The 14,389-nt window shown below is 43.2% G+C and carries 12 protein-coding genes; 2 read left to right on the forward strand and 10 right to left on the reverse strand.

Going from position 1 to position 14,389, the window contains the following annotated elements:
- Nucleotides 1-83: 83 nt before the first annotated feature.
- The 7 genes from ACZ45G_RS17915 to ACZ45G_RS17945 form a co-directional block, all read right to left on the reverse strand.
- Nucleotides 84-968, reverse strand: a complete 885-nt coding sequence (locus ACZ45G_RS17915) for a universal stress protein (protein WP_464171854.1) — start codon at nt 966-968, stop codon at nt 84-86.
- 52 nt (nt 969-1,020) lie between these two features.
- A complete protein-coding gene (locus ACZ45G_RS17920; protein WP_464171855.1) occupies nt 1,021-1,413 on the reverse strand; it encodes a response regulator in 393 nt (130 codons plus the stop codon).
- A complete protein-coding gene (locus ACZ45G_RS17925) occupies nt 1,410-2,957 on the reverse strand; it encodes an ATP-binding response regulator (protein ID WP_464171856.1) in 1,548 nt (515 codons plus the stop codon). Before ACZ45G_RS17925 ends, ACZ45G_RS17920 begins: the two co-directional genes overlap by 4 nt.
- Nucleotides 2,958-2,968: 11 nt before the next feature.
- A complete protein-coding gene (locus ACZ45G_RS17930; protein ID WP_464171857.1) occupies nt 2,969-5,041 on the reverse strand; it encodes a PAS domain-containing sensor histidine kinase in 2,073 nt (690 codons plus the stop codon).
- A 40-nt stretch (nt 5,042-5,081) separates the two neighbouring features.
- Nucleotides 5,082-6,602, reverse strand: coding sequence for a sodium:proton antiporter (locus ACZ45G_RS17935; protein ID WP_464171858.1), 1,521 nt, complete (start codon nt 6,600-6,602; stop codon nt 5,082-5,084).
- 479 nt (nt 6,603-7,081) lie between these two features.
- Nucleotides 7,082-7,441: a ribosome hibernation-promoting factor, HPF/YfiA family gene (gene hpf / locus ACZ45G_RS17940; RefSeq protein WP_464171859.1), complete on the reverse strand. Its 360-nt coding sequence runs from the start codon at nt 7,439-7,441 to the stop codon at nt 7,082-7,084.
- Nucleotides 7,442-7,632: 191 nt separating this feature from the next.
- The gene (locus tag ACZ45G_RS17945; RefSeq protein WP_464171860.1) at nt 7,633-8,973 is read right to left on the reverse strand and encodes a GMC family oxidoreductase N-terminal domain-containing protein; all 1,341 of its coding nucleotides are present in this window, start codon (nt 8,971-8,973) and stop codon (nt 7,633-7,635) included.
- A 459-nt stretch (nt 8,974-9,432) separates the two neighbouring features.
- On the opposite strand from ACZ45G_RS17945, the gene ACZ45G_RS17950 reads away from it, so the two are divergent.
- The gene (locus ACZ45G_RS17950; RefSeq protein WP_464171861.1) at nt 9,433-10,368 is read left to right on the forward strand and encodes a CvfB family protein; all 936 of its coding nucleotides are present in this window, start codon (nt 9,433-9,435) and stop codon (nt 10,366-10,368) included.
- A gap of 264 nt (nt 10,369-10,632) precedes the next feature.
- A complete protein-coding gene (locus tag ACZ45G_RS17955; protein ID WP_464171862.1) occupies nt 10,633-11,415 on the forward strand; it encodes a substrate-binding periplasmic protein in 783 nt (260 codons plus the stop codon).
- A gap of 437 nt (nt 11,416-11,852) precedes the next feature.
- Here the strand turns inward: ACZ45G_RS17955 and istB are convergent, their stop codons facing one another.
- Genes istB through ACZ45G_RS17970 form a run of 3 tightly spaced genes read right to left on the reverse strand, consistent with a single transcriptional unit; the run spans nt 11,853 to nt 14,383 of the window.
- Nucleotides 11,853-12,578 carry an IS21-like element helper ATPase IstB gene (istB, locus tag ACZ45G_RS17960; RefSeq protein ID WP_464171863.1) on the reverse strand — a complete coding sequence of 242 codons (726 nt, stop codon included), beginning with the start codon at nt 12,576-12,578 and terminating at the stop codon, nt 11,853-11,855.
- Entirely contained in the window at nt 12,575-14,053 is a 1,479-nt protein-coding gene (gene istA, locus ACZ45G_RS17965) for an IS21 family transposase (RefSeq protein ID WP_464171864.1), read from the reverse strand. The genes istB and istA overlap by 4 nt, the downstream gene beginning before the upstream one ends.
- 9 nt (nt 14,054-14,062) lie before the next feature.
- Nucleotides 14,063-14,383, reverse strand: coding sequence for a hypothetical protein (locus ACZ45G_RS17970; protein WP_464171865.1), 321 nt, complete (start codon nt 14,381-14,383; stop codon nt 14,063-14,065).
- Between the last annotated feature and the right edge of the window lie 6 nt (nt 14,384-14,389).

Here is a 14,389-nt window from a genome sequence, read left to right on the forward strand (position 1 = left end):
TGCCTGTGGCAAGAGCAGCTAAACGGGCTATTACACATGAATTGGGTATAATTAGTATATGGGATTCATCGAGGCAAAACATCTTAATGATGACGGTTTTCTCCAGGAATAAGCAGGCAGGGGAAAATCGATTTATCGGCGATATTTTTTGTAACAGAGCCAACCCACCGTTCCAAAATAGCGGCCTTGTCACTGGATCCGAGAATCACCATGCTGACCTGGTATTCTTTGGCTGCTTTTTCAATTTCTCGCTGGGGATCTCCCACATACACATGGGGTCTGGCATTGATGCCTGCTTCTTCAAGTTCATCACAAAGGTCATCCAGCCTTTTACGCTCCGCCTTTCGAACTTTTTGCACCTCATGGGTATCCGGACTTTTTAAGGCACTTTCCTTTACCACATGCATAATATGGATTTCTCCGATCACATTTTTCATGGCCTTAATATATTCAATGGTCTTTTTGCCCGTTTCAGACCAGTTGGTGGCAAATAAAGGTCTCTCAAACAAGCGTTCAGGAACAATTTTATCTTCAGCCATGTGTTTAAATACCAGAATGGGAACCATTGTTCTTCGTATCAATTCAGCAACATCCGAACCTGCATAAAGCTGTTTTAAAGCGCCCTTGGGAGAATGGCCAATCACAATCAGATCAGGAGATTCTCGTTCAACCACCTTGAGGATTTCAGGAATAAGGCTGGAGACCTCTATGTAGGCACCCACTTCCAACCCCATTTCAAATAAATTTTCCGCCCAGTCAATAAACCGGATATTCGCCGTTTCCTTTAACTTGACTTCCTCTTCCTTAAGATAGCCCTGCCCCCTTTTCATGGTCACGTTATCCCTTTCAATCACATTCAAAAAAACCACATGATCGAGAGCAGCCTTCCGAAGGCTCAACAATGAATTTAATGCATCATAGCAAAGATCTTCAAATTTGGTTACAAACAGCAGTTTTTTTATCTCCATGGTAGAATCTTTTCTCCCTTATGTGTCATTTTTTTTAGGCCCTTTGTTCTGGTCAGCCGATTTTTTTTTGTATGGCCTGGACAAGTTCTTCGGGCTCGACTGGTTTTTCCAGATAAATATCGGGCATGGGAATTTGTCCTCCTTTAAACTCGTCCAATGCTTTCTGGGACTTTAAAAAAGAGCGCAGAGCAATGCCGGTGAACATGATCACAGGGAGGTTTTTAAGCGTCTCGTCTGTTTTGAGATGGCGGTACAATCGGATCCCGCTTCCCCTGGGCATCAGTACATCAAGAATGACCAAATCAGGGTGTTGCTGTTTAATCATCTCCAGGCCCTCTATACCATCACGGGCAACAATCGGGATATAGTCATTTTCTTCCAGAACTGTGACAACAAATGACCGTACATCAGGATCATCATCCACCACAAGTACCTTTTTATTCATAATTTATCCTCCTTGGTATCAACCGCACCCGCTATTTCATAGGGAAGTTTGACAATAAAGGTGGTCCCCTGCCCCGGCTGTGTTATGGTTTCAATCGAGCCCTTGTGTTCTTCCACCAGCTTTCCGGTCACCAACAACCCCAAGCCCGTTCCCTTGCCCCCTTTTGAGCTGAACATCGGGTTAAACAACTGTTTCCGGGTTTCCTCGTCCATGCCGCATCCATTGTCCTTGACCTCAAAAATAATACTATTGCCGGGCCCCCTGCGGGTTTTAATCCCAATTTCAAATTTCTTGGAGGTGTCTTCATCTTCCATGCAGGCATCCATGGCATTATGGGCAAGGTTAAGAAGGCTTCTGTGTACAGTTCTCGGATCCACAATCACTTCACCGACGGCAGCATCTGTCTCTTTTAATATCTTAATATTATTGCCGGCGGCAACATCGCGAATCAAATCAATCACATCCTCCACAATTTCATTGGGAGAACACAGTTCAAACTCAGGCGATCTTTCCTTGGAATAGGTCAGCAGATCCTGGGTTAAATCTGCCACCCTTGCAATATTTTTTTTGATGGTTTCCCATCCGATTTTAAGTTTTTCCGTATTATTTTTTTTCATCCCCACATCCACCACATAGGACCCGCCCTTGAGGCCAATGAGAATATTTTTCACATAATGGGCAAGTCCGCTGACGGTCTGGCCGACCGCAGCCAGGCGTTCCGACTGGACCAGGTCTTTTTCCAGCCGCTTGATCTCGGTAAGATCCTGGAAAAAATTAACAATTCCCATAAACTCGCCCTCTTTACGCAGGACGTTGGTGGTATATTGAACCGGAATCTGCCGGCCGTCTCGTGTCTGCAGCATCATCTCTTTCCAGGGCATATCATTGGAGTCGGATAATGCTTCTGCCTCAGCCTTAAATATCTCTGCTATCTGTGGCGTATACAGATCCTGAAGGGTCATCTTATTTTTGACATCAATGGTCTTCTCTCCAAATATCCTGGCAGCTTCCGGGTTATACACCACGATCTTCCAATCATGGTCAAAGGCCACAATGGCATCATTGCTGCTGCGGATCAAAAGCCTTTGAAAATTGGATTTGCGCCGAATCTCTTCGGTTGCCTCCTGAATCTTCTGTTCAAGATTTTTGGTATACTCTTCCAGACGTTCCCGGATGTGAATCTTTGCTTTTGCCCGCTCAAGGGCAATTGCCAGTGCCTCGTCCCGGACCGGTTTATTAATAAAATCACTGGCCCCGTATTGGAGGGCGGTGATGGTGGAATCAATATCCCCGTGACCGGTTACAATTATAACTTCGGTTTCTATATCAATTTCTTTTATTTTTTTCAGGAGCTCAAGCCCGTCCATTCCCGGCATTTTGATATCGGTCACCACAATATCCGGTGATTCTGACTTAAATGCTGCAAGTCCCTGCTCACCATTAAAAGCCGTAACGGTTTCATAGCCGTCACTCCTCAAGGACATGGACAAGAGCCGAACGATTATCTCTTCATCATCCACAATCAGTATCTTATTGGCCGACATATCAGGTTCCCTTATTCAATTATAGGAAATTTTATGGTAAAGCAGGCACCGTTACCTTCCACACTTTCTATTTCAATGATACCACCGTAATCTTTAATAATGCCAAAACTAATACTGGTACCGAGCCCTGTGCCCTTCCCCGTCTCCTTGGTGGTAAAAAACGGCTCAAAAATTTTGCGTTTAACCGCTTCGCTCATCCCTATCCCGGTATCTGACACCTTGGCAATCACCTCTTTTCCCACAGTAAAGGTCTTGATGACAAGCTGTTTTTCCACCGGTCCTTCTGATTTATCAGCCTTTTCCGACCGTTCATCCATGGCATCAATGGCATTGGTAACCAGGTTGATAAACACCTGTTCCAGCCGATTGTGTTCTGCCCGGATTTCAGGCAAATCCGGAGCAAGTTCCAGTCTCACTTTTACAGAATGCACTGTCAACTGATGTCCAAGCACCTTAAAGACGTCGTGGATGGGATCATTCAAATTCATTTTTTTCAAATCCCGTTCCGACTGCCTTGCAAAATCCCTGACATGCTTGATGACACCGGACGCCCGGGCCACATTGTCGATAATGTCCCCAGCCATCATCACCAACTCATCATCGGGAATGGCAATCCCTTTTTTAATCATCTTCAAGATCAGGTCCGCACAGATCTGGATCACATTCAGGGGCTGGTTTATTTCATGGGCCATTCCGGCTGCCATGGTTCCCAGGGTGGCCAGTTTCCCGGCCTGGATCAACTGGGTCTCCTTTTCAACGCTCTCTGTCATATCCGTAGCAGATGCAATGAGGACATCCCGGTGCCTGTAAGTTGCATTCACCACTTTCATATTCACAAAAAAAGCTTCCTTTGATTTTTTGTAATGTCGCTTTTTGGTAAACAGAATGGCCTCACCTGTTTTAAGACCCTTTAGCCCCTCTTTAATGGTCTCGTCATTCTGATCCCCCATCTCCAGAAAGGGACGGCCCAAAAGTTCAATTATGGAATACCCGTAATCATTTTGTACCCGGTGATTAATATCCAAAATTTCAAGGGTCTGTTGGTCAATGATAAAAATGGGATTGGGATTGTTGTTGAACAGGGATCGATATTTTTCCTCCGAGGCTTTATATTTTTCATAGAGTCTGGACAACTCCTGGTCTTGGAGCTCTATCTCCTCCTGGGCTTTTTTATCCTCTGTCTGATCCCTCAGGGTCTCAATGGCACCGATAATTTTACCATCCGGGGATTTGATGGGGGCTGCCGTGAAAAAAATCCACTTGCCTCGCTCCCCAAGATGGGGGAAAAACTCTTCTGCTTCATAGGCTTCTTTGATAATTTTTGATTTCCGCCAGGAAGACCCATAATATTCAATAACCTCTTCTTCAGACATCTGACCGACAATTATATCGGCCATGGTCGGCCGTTTGGCAGATCTAAAGGGCACCCATTGGCGGTCAGTTCCCACCAGTTCATAGGCAGCATGACCGGTGAGTTCCTCACAGGCCCGGTTCCAATGGGTGAGAATATGCTCGTTATTGACAATAAAGGTAGGAATCATACTGCCCTGGATGACCTGGGATAATTCCTTTTCCATTTCAATCAGATCTTCCCTTTCTGTCTTGAGATAGGCATTTTTTTTGTCTGTAATCTCAATCATTCTGTCTGAAAAAGCATCAAACAGGGCAACAAGATCTTCCCGGCAAATATCTTTATCCCCAATTTTTTCCCTTACCCGGATCTTTTCTTCTTCGGTTTTCAAAAAACTGATAAAGGACATGGCTCGGTAACTGTCCAGGTCAATGATGCTCACTCGTTCCGTATTTACCTTTTCAAGAATACAGGCCAGAACTTTATCATTCTTGAGTTTCAAAATAAGATCCAGGCCCACAAGGTCACACACCTGACTGTAATCGGTTGTGGTCGGTATACCAAGGGCTTGTGCCTGGAGTATTCCCCTGGTATTTTTCAATGTATCGGCAACCATCAGCACCTTGATATCCAACTCTTTCAACCCAGTCCCCGTTAGGATATCCAATATTTCACCACAGGGATCACCGCCACCGATGAAAGCTATTTTCAATCCTTTGAGGTTAAAGTTCATGGGAGCCTCCTTGTTTGTTAGTGAGTATAACGGCAGTATATTAAAAGAAAATTAAGGTGACAACCACAAAGGTCGGAATTAAAAAAATCAAAGAATACTTTAAAATATAGCCAAAAAAACTAGGCATGGCAGTTCCCGCTTCCGAGGCAATGGACCGGACCATGAAATTGGGGGCATTGCCGATATAGCTGCAGGCGCCAAAAAAAACGGCACCGGTCGAAATTGCCTTAAGATAAACCGCATTTTCCGTCATTAACAACGGAACCGAACTGGCCTCTGGCATCCCCGAATAAAAACTGCCAAGGGCTGTATTAAAAAAGGTAAGATAGGTGGGAGCATTGTCCAAAAAGGCAGAGAGCATCCCTGTTACCCAAAAATAATGAACCGGTTCTTTTACCTGATAGATAAGAAAAGCGAACTCCCCTTTCGGTCCGGCCTTTAACAACAGCAGGCAGGGAATCATGGTAATAAAAATTCCAATAAACAAATAGGCCACCTCAACGATGGGAAACCAGGAAAACTGATTTTCTTCCCGCAGAGATCTGGGCGTTGCCAAGAGGGAACCAATACCAAAAACCACCAGCAGACCGTCCCTGAGCCAGTCCTGGACAGCCCGATGCACCCCGAAGGTTGAAACCTCTCCCAGGTCGACAATACCGCTCATGAGAACAGCGGCCACAATCCCGCCAAGAAAAATAAAATTATAAATCCCTACAAGACGCAGGGGCTTTTTCTCCCCGTCATCCGGTGCTGTGACCCCTTCTCGTTTGTAATGGTAGGTGTCAAGACAAAAATAGATCCCCAAAAGAAGACCTGAAGCCACCAGCATATGGGGAAGGATTTTAAGGGTCCAGAAAAAGGTCACCCCGTGGAGAAATCCCAAAAACAAAGGCGGATCTCCCAGGGGGGTCAGGGACCCGCCGATATTGGCCACCAGAAAAATAAAAAAGACCACCATAAAGGTCTTATTTTTCCGATGGTCGTTTGCCCGGAGGAAGGGCCGGATCAACAGCATGGCAGCCCCTGTGGTCCCCATCCAGGATGCCAGGATGGTCCCGATGAGGATAATAATGGTATTGACCAGGGGGGTCCCCCGCAGGGTCCCCTTTAGCAATATCCCGCCGGACACCGTGAAAAGCGCCCACAATAATATGATAAAGGGTACATAATCCGCCAGGATAATGTGAAGGATCTCATATACGGCTAGCCCTTTGTAGGCAACCACAAAGGGAATGGCCAGGCTGGCCGCCCAGAAAGCAGCGATTTTACCAAAATGATGATGCCAGAAAGTACCGGCCACCAAGGGAAGAAAGGCAATGGACAAAAGCATACAGGCAAAGGGGATACAACTGTACAAGGGCAATTCCTCTCCCAGATTCACATGGGCGCCTCCGCCGGCTTCAGCGTCAGCCTCGTGCAGCCCCTCCAGGTCCGGAACCTGTGTATGCTGTTTTTTTCCATCATCACGGTCCATGGCCGGGGTGTTGTCAGTGGCCGCAATCGTTGTGGGAAAGATTAAAACGAAAAGAATAATGACAATTGCAATTTTATCCAACTTCATAGATCCACTTCCTCCTGGTTTTCCGGGTGTCGTTCAACCGTTGAATCTTTGTATTCGGACAATTACTTCGAATCTGAAATCACTTTTTGGAACAGGTCAATGCCTAGGAGAATGAGATATTCAACCATAAAAGTGTTCCCAAAGCACTAATCAATAATATAAAAAAAGTCAAGATTTAAAAACAACCCCATCGTTTCCGTTCTGATTATTTTGGGAACAATCGTCATTGGGTTGTCAACATTCACAAATGCTGCGAAAAATCTGTGGGGGTTGATCTCTAAACCTGAAATCATTCACATTTACAACAAATGGGTAACCCAGGAATTGACCAATGGACACAGTCATAAAGACAAATCAGAGCACTGGCAGTCAAAAACGAATGTTCTGCGAATGCTCTGATTCAAAGAAGCTAAATACAGATTTCAGTTGGACGGTTCTGAACTTTTTGGACCTGACAAAACCGGGTTCAACGCCCAGCTTTACCCGTCAATACTATCAAGCGGTTCTAACTCGATGTCATTGGTTCGAATGCTCTGCTTATCACCGGCCAGATGGCGTCGTTGTTTTTCTCTGTTCTTTTTAATTTGCAATTTAACCTTATCAGAAAGTGTGTCAATGGCTGCATACATGTTATTGTCAGATTCTTCCTTTGCATAAATTTTCATTTTATTGCATTTCAGGTTGATTTCAACAATGTTGCATAATTTTTCTACCGATAAAACAACATGTGCATCGGCAGAATTATCAAGCATCTTATCTAATTTATCGAATTTTTCTTGAACATGGTTTTTTAGAGAATCTGACGAGTCGATATTTTTGAAGTTGAGGGATATTTGCATGAACGCCTCCAGATTTAGGTGAGTATCTAATTTTTACCCTACCACATCTTAAAACTCATATCAATGATGGCAATTACAATATTTTTTTTCAATTTCCATTCACTGACAATCGCTTTTACTTTCGATAGCATTTCACTCACCACGCTTGGGAATAAAATGTTTTGCCCTTGTTTTTTTTTGACGAACTTGGGCTAAGCAATATCCAGTTCTCTGGCCCATTTTTTAACCATGGCTATTAGCGTAAGCACCGGAGGAGACCCCGGCGAACGGGGGAAAACACTTGTATCACAAACATAAAGATTCTTAATCTTCAAGCTCTCAAAATTTTGATCAACAACGGTACCAATAGCTGCAGTACCCCCCGGATGCCCCCCTATCATCGTGCTTATGGAAATAGTATCGGGCTCGCAACCGGCTTCTATCAGTATTCGCGTGCAAAGGTCATCTCCCTTTTTCATATTTCTCATATCATTATCGGTCATGGGCTTTGACATTCTTCCCTTTGCATCAATCGACCCTTTGTTTTCATCAGCAATCTTAGTAAACATGCCCATGGAATAGAGTCCTCTTTTCTGAAATTTCAAAATATTCTTAAAAAATGGTTTTAAGCGCATCATCTGAGAAAGCCAAGCCCCCTCACCTTTAACATTTCCTATCATAAAATGATCTGATTCTTCAAAGTCCTCACATGCATGAGTGAATGTCATGGCTTTCCAAGGTCCTTTTTCTTTTGTAAAACCCACAACCACATCCATGGGATCCATGAAAAATGATTTGCCGGCCTCTTCGATTCCACTTTTCTGTAAAATAGTCGGACTTCCCATACCACCTGCAGCCAGAATAACCGTATCAGCATAAAGTTTTTCCGGAATATCTTTATTTCCAGAGACCCGAACTCCTATGGCTCTTTTATTATTATTATCCATAAGGACTTCTTCAACAGTAGTATTCATAATAAGGTCGATGCCATTGGGCCATGCCATTGCTTTTCTCACATAATCACGAGCAGTCCAGCGTGCATTGATAGAACAACCGGACATACAAGAATCACATTTTGGATTACAGCGTGACGGGTCAATAAATTTTAGTTGCGGTAAAAAATTAATACCAAGCGTATCCGCGGCTGCGACAAGTCTTTGTGTTCCATTCCAGCCTTTCATAAACTCATTAGGGAAAGGCGCAAGTTTCAGCTCATCGATGGTTTCCTGAACAGTGGGTTCGAGGTCCAAACCGAGGTCATCTTGGAACGACTTTGTCGGTCGAAAAGCATTACCGCTAAAAACCGCCGAAGAACCGCCGAGTGTCAAAGCACGATCAATAATAATTCCTTCTTTTGAACGTGAAAAAAAAAGATGTTTGTCATAAAGATTTTTATATGTATGAAATATTCCTCGTCCTAAGGGATCCTCAATCCCAGTTTCTATCATAAGAACTTTTTTGCCCCGCTTAACAAGTTCGAGGGCTGCTGTTGCACCAGAAGGTCCTGTACCGACAATTATTACTTCCTGTTTCCTGTCCCTTTTTTTTGCCATTCTATACTCCTATACCTTTTATTAAACTTAAAATTTGCACAGCATTTTCAATTAAAAAATTTTCTTCCCCGTTCCCCGTGTATAATAAATGGATCATCGTTCGCCTGGGTTTGGACAAACCATATGAGATTCAAACCATATATTAGTCATGTAATAAATCTTATTGTCAAGTAAAAAATAACGATCGTTCGTTTTTATTACTATTTTGAAATCGAACGTTTTTTACCCATCACATAATTGCAATAAGAGTGCATTGAATGTTATTATTTTTTAATAACATTCAGGCAAAAGGAAAAGAATGATATATATAACGCCTGGACAGTGATCAATGCCTGCATAAAAGTTCTGGGTAAACCGGGGCCGGGCCACCCGGGTCGGGTTTAAAAAAAAGACGCCCGTATGGTGATGCCTGCTCTGATATGATATGATAGTTCCATAATCTAACTACAAGGAAGACCCATGTCAAAAATAACAAACCCCTGGAAACTTGCGGGAAAATCCCCGGAAAAAAGTCAAGAACAATCCTCCTCCAGGCAGTCCCATCCCTTTATAGACCAGGATCCTGAAGCTGTGGTGGGTCAGTTCCACGACCTGCCCGTGTTAAATTTCTCCGACTACGGGGTCTATTTAAGCTTTGGCCAAGACCGGGTACTTTTGCCCAATAAATACGTGCCGGAAGACATTTTCGTGGGCGAGGAGATCCGGGTCTTTATCCACAACGATTCCGAGGACCGGCCCGTGGCCACCACCCTGGAACCGGCTGGCGTGGTGGGGGATATCGTGGCCCTCAATGTTAAGGACACTTCTAGGTTCGGCATCTTCATGGACTGGGGCTTGGAAAAAGACCTTCTGGTTCCCCGCAGCGAGCAGCAGGGCCGGATGGAACTTGGAGAAACCCATCTGGTGGAGATCTGTCTGGATGAATCCACCCACCGGATCTATGGGTCCACCCTGATGACGAAATTTTGCCCCGGGGATGCCCAGGGTCTTGCTTCTGGAGAGGCTGTGGATCTTATCATCCACAGCATTACCCCCATTGGCTATACTGCCCTTATCAACCACACCTGCCCGGGCATGCTCTATAAAAATGAAACCTTTGAAGACCTGTCCATCGGAGATCGGTGCCGGGGATATGTCCTCCGGATCCGGGAGGACGGCAAGGTGGATCTGACCCTGAAACAATCGGGATATGCCTCGGTGGAAGGTTCGGCCAAAAAAATCCTGGAGGTCCTGGAGGCCAATGACGGATTCAGCCCCTGCCATGACAAAAGCAGTCCAGAAGACATTCAAGCCGCATTTTCCATGAGTAAAAAGGAATTCAAACGGGCCGTGGGCAACCTTTACAAACAGGGCCTCATTACCCTGCACAAGGCTGACGGGATCCGCATGAAATAATTACAGCAAGGAGGTCTCCAGACCCCTTCTCGATAGCTTTGACACCTGTGAGGGGTAGATTCCCCTATTTTGTTTTAGTTTTTGAATATTTTTTAATATAATAAATTTCCCTTTGCCGGTTATAGACAAACCAACTTTATTAATCAGGGGCTGGAAAGTGTTCAATGTAATAAGTTTTTTATTGCCAGCTTTCAGACAGGAATGTTATTCTCCAATTAAGTGCACTCTTCTATTTCGCCTTAAAATTGATTAAAAAGGATAAGAATGCGAAATTTATTGAAAATATTAGGAATGGTTTGTTGTGTTATTATTATTACCACAAATTGTTATGGTAAAGAAATAATTCGCCTTTCTACCGGAGATTGGCCTCCATATATTTCAAAAAATCTTAAGCATAATGGTGTGGTACTACATATTATAGCTGAGGCATTTAAAATGGTTGACATCAATGTTGAATACACCTGGCTCCCTTGGAAACGTGCATTACTAATGGCCAAGAATGGTCAATTTGATGGTTCAGCTGTTTGGGGTGGAGGGATCGACCCAATACGAGAAGACAATTTTTATTACAGCGACCTTATCCTAAAATCCGAATGGGTCTTTTTTCATTTAAAAAGCTACCCTTTTGATTGGAAGGAATGGGATGATCTGGCTGGAATTCCATTAGGAGCTACTCTGGCATATAACTATGGAGATAATTTTAAACGGTTAGAAAAAGAAGGGAAGCTTGACGTTCAATGGGTGCCGTCAGATGAAATGAATTTTAGAAAGTTATTGGCTGGACGCATTAAAGTCTTCGGAATAGAGCGGGACGTTGGGTATTCCTTGTTGCAGTATAAGTTCAAACCAGAGGAAGCAGCTTTGGTTACACACCACCCTCAATCGGACATTCCCGCATACTACCATCTTATATTTTCACGTAAAATCAAAAAAAACAAACAAATACTTCATTTATTCAATAAAGGACTGCGAAGGATGCGCGCAACCGGTAAAGAAAATGAGTTCTGGTCCGCATTTCGACGTGGGGAATACAGGAAAATAGAATAAGGATCAGCTCCAAGATTACTTGATCTTTTGTTTTCAAAATTCATAGTCTTTTAAATGGTTTTAATAATATTCCTGCTGGCTCCCCACTTATTCATGATGTATAAGTGTAACATTCAATCCCGACTGTTTCATATAAATTTAATCTCACTTTACAACCATACATTCTCTTGATATTAATATTTTTTCTTCACTGTTCCAGAACTACAGAGGAAATTACCTCACACCCATCAAAAAAATCTCTCCGTAAAAGTTTTATTTCATCTGTAAGCAAATCAGGCGTGTGATCAGGGATTTGTTTTTGCCCCAAAACCAGGATTCCAAAATGCCCCACACCTGAGTTAGGACGTACCTATCCATTTTGATACTAAAAAAAACGATCAAGAGGTCTTATATGCCGGTTAAAAAATTACCAGTTTTTCAGTTTTTATTTTTTTCGATTAATTCCTCTTTCTATAGCTTGGGCCCTCCAATACAAGGATATCAGAGTTGTACACAAGACGGTCAGCAATCGCTGTGGCAACAGTAGTGCTGTCAAAAATGTTTCCCCATTGGGCAAATGGCAAGTTGGTTGTAATCATGGTAGATTTTTTCTCATGCCTTGCACTGATTACCTGGAAAATCAGATTTGATCCCTGTTGGCCAAGCGGAAGGTACCCAATTTCATCTACGACTAAAGTATCCGGTGATTGATAATATTTAAGTTTTTTGAGCAGATTATGATCCGCTTCCGCTGCTATCAAATGATTGATCATATCCATGGCAGTAGTGAAAAGCGTTTTTATTCCAGCCTGGGTCGCAGCAAAGGCGATACATTTAGCCAAATAACTTTTTCCTGTGCCAGGATTGCCAATCATGATGATATCTTTTTTCTTCTCAATAAACTCAAGATCCATAAGGTTTAAGATTATACTTTTTTGAGCCTGTCGGGACTTGTGATAATTAAAATCAAATTGATCAATGGTGACCTTTGTATCAAGCCCGGACTGCTTGAACCTTAATACCATCCTGGCTTTATCCCGTTCTTCGATTTCAATGTCGATTAACCGTTCAATGGCTTGAAGGGGAGACAGGTTTTTTTGGTTCGCCTGTTCAATGATGCTTTCTATGTTTTGGGCACAATTTCTTAGCCTTAATGTTTTGAACTTTTCTATAACGGTATTCATGTCTTTTTCCTTTTTTTGAGGACTAGAGCATCATATTCTGCAAGGTTTGGGGAGCAAAGTCTTATCTCGTTGAGAGTATCACTTTTCAGTTTCACAGGTGGATGACAGGTTTTGGGTGTCATCTCCTGGTAAAGAATATTCTGGATATAACCCGCACCATATAATTTTAGATCCAATGCTTTGTTCAGGGCGATAATTATTGAACTGTCTCCATATTTGTCTTTCAGGGTCATTATCTGGATGATGTCCTTTTTTAATGGAGACCTTGTTTTTTCAAGTTCATTCAAATAATCCAGCGCCGTTTGACCCAAAGACAAAAAGGCAAGAACGTTTTTGTCAGCAAGCCTTCTTTTTCTAAGCTTATGAAGTTGTGATTTATGGGATTCGAGTTCGATCCTTTGTTTTTTTTCCCAGGACCGAGCATGGACGGCAATACATCGGGTTTTGTAATACATCCATACTTTTTCCTGATTTGCTTTCAAAACAACAGTTTTACCAATCGTCCAAACCGGAACACTATACGTATTGGAGTCAAATCTCACGGAAAAATCTTTATGGACATATAAGGAGTGTATTTCCCTGTAATCCGGGGCAGGATACGGAAACTTTTTAAGTCGGTATCTCTGAAGTCTTTTTACCGGGATTTCTCCTGTCGTACTATGTGTCCTGGTGTTGGCAATATTGTTTAACCATTCCATAGCCTGGGACTGGAGTTCTGGTAGGTTGTTAAATTCTCTTAATGGCAAAAAATTGTGCCGGATATAATGAATGCTTCTTTCAATTTTTCCTTTTTCATGGGGAGATCTGATATTGCAGGCCACAGGCTTGATACCAAGGGGGAGTAAAAAATGAAGAAAATTGCCATTAAAACGTATCAGAGCGCCCGTCCGTTCAGTCACCGCTGTGATCATGTTATCCACCACAAGTTCTTCCGGAGGGCCGCCAAAATACTTAAAGGCATCAAACAAAGCCTGATGAAGGGCTTCTTGTTTCTGGCTATGGGTAAAAGAAACATAAAGCATCCTGCTGTGGGATTCGATGACGGCAAGCCCATACAGCTTTCTTTTGGTTTTTCCATAGGAGATGGTCCCAAAATGCCCCCAGTCAACCTGCATTTGTTGCCCGGGTTCTGATTCAAATCGGCTATACGCCTGCTTTTTTAAGGACTGTCCCCGGATTTTACGCAGAAAATCCCTCAAAATGCTTATTTCGCCATCAAAACCCTTTTTTTGTATCTGACGTAAAACAACGGGTGCTTTGAGCTTTGGATATCTGTTTATTATTTCCCGGATATAGTCGTGGTATGGTGACAGTTTCAGCGTCCGGGCTTTCCTTTTAGATGGTTTCGACTCTGGGTTGGAGATATACTTTGATACCGTTTTCCTGCTGCAGCCAATTGCTTTTGAGATTTCTCGATTGGACATTCCCATATCTTTTAACCGGTGGATTTCAAAAATCATTCTCATGTCAATCATTGCTCCTCCTTATATTTTATGGGCACTTTTCGGCAGGGAAAGCACCTGGAACAGGGTGCCGTCATAAACGATAAGGTCTTTGTGGATCAAGCAACTGCGGGCAAAAAGATAGTCTTGTTCTTTAAGGCCCAGTTTAGAGCAGATGCTTTTGTCTCCGTAATATGAAAGGCCATGTTTGTCTGAGGCCAACACAAGGAACAGGTATAATGCCAACTCATGCCGGGTCAATGATTGTAAAAATCCGTCTGTAAGGAAACGGTGAGGGATAAAACAAAAACTCTTGCCGGTACGGCGTATCCGGTCTTGAATAAGCACTTTTTTTCTTATCATGATGCC

It is taken from the genome of Desulfoconvexum algidum, from assembly GCF_055382125.1.

Excerpts from the sequence above, each read along its gene's own strand:
- istA (WP_464171864.1), bottom strand. The coding sequence starts at position 14,053 with ATGATTGACATGAGAATGATTTTTGAAATCCACCGGTTAAAAGATATG.
- ACZ45G_RS17915 (WP_464171854.1), bottom strand. The coding sequence starts at position 968 with ATGGAGATAAAAAAACTGCTGTTTGTAACCAAATTTGAAGATCTTTGC.
- ACZ45G_RS17930 (WP_464171857.1), bottom strand. The coding sequence starts at position 5,041 with ATGAACTTTAACCTCAAAGGATTGAAAATAGCTTTCATCGGTGGCGGT.
- ACZ45G_RS17950 (WP_464171861.1), top strand. The coding sequence starts at position 9,433 with ATGTCAAAAATAACAAACCCCTGGAAACTTGCGGGAAAATCCCCGGAA.
- istB (WP_464171863.1), bottom strand. The coding sequence starts at position 12,578 with ATGAATACCGTTATAGAAAAGTTCAAAACATTAAGGCTAAGAAATTGT.
- ACZ45G_RS17955 (WP_464171862.1), top strand. The coding sequence starts at position 10,633 with ATGCGAAATTTATTGAAAATATTAGGAATGGTTTGTTGTGTTATTATT.
- ACZ45G_RS17945 (WP_464171860.1), bottom strand. The coding sequence starts at position 8,973 with ATGGCAAAAAAAAGGGACAGGAAACAGGAAGTAATAATTGTCGGTACA.
- ACZ45G_RS17925 (WP_464171856.1), bottom strand. The coding sequence starts at position 2,957 with ATGTCGGCCAATAAGATACTGATTGTGGATGATGAAGAGATAATCGTT.
- ACZ45G_RS17920 (WP_464171855.1), bottom strand. The coding sequence starts at position 1,413 with ATGAATAAAAAGGTACTTGTGGTGGATGATGATCCTGATGTACGGTCA.
- ACZ45G_RS17935 (WP_464171858.1), bottom strand. The coding sequence starts at position 6,602 with ATGAAGTTGGATAAAATTGCAATTGTCATTATTCTTTTCGTTTTAATC.
- ACZ45G_RS17970 (WP_464171865.1), bottom strand. The coding sequence starts at position 14,383 with ATGATAAGAAAAAAAGTGCTTATTCAAGACCGGATACGCCGTACCGGC.
- hpf (WP_464171859.1), bottom strand. The coding sequence starts at position 7,441 with ATGCAAATATCCCTCAACTTCAAAAATATCGACTCGTCAGATTCTCTA.